Origin of the sequence: Serratia silvae, assembly GCF_023282985.1 — a bacterium.
GTDB lineage: Bacteria > Pseudomonadota > Gammaproteobacteria > Enterobacterales > Enterobacteriaceae > Chania > Chania silvae.
Window position 1 is genome coordinate 1 of sequence record NZ_JAGQDC010000070.1, and the last position, 273, is coordinate 273.

The 273-nt window shown below is 56.0% G+C and carries 1 protein-coding gene; it reads left to right on the plus strand.

Features of this window, described 5'->3' with window-relative positions:
* Positions 1–273, plus strand: a 273-nt coding sequence (locus KAJ71_RS23270) for a transposase (RefSeq protein WP_248947796.1), incomplete at both ends; no start/stop codon positions are given.

Here is a 273-nt window from a genome sequence, read left to right on the forward strand (position 1 = left end):
GATACCCACGAGGTTATCTGTGCTGACCTGTCACTGAACAACGTGACCGATGCGGAGGCATTCCCGGGTCTTATCCGGCAGACCCACCGGAAAATCAAGGTGGCTTCAGCAGACGGGGCTTATGACACAAAGCGGTGTCATGACGAGCTAAGACGTAAGAAAATCAAGGCACTGATCCCGCCGCGAGCCGGCGCAGGTTACTGGCCAACGGAGTACACGGACAGAAATCAGGCGGTAGCAAGGCAGCGGCTTACAGGGAGTAATGCCTATTGG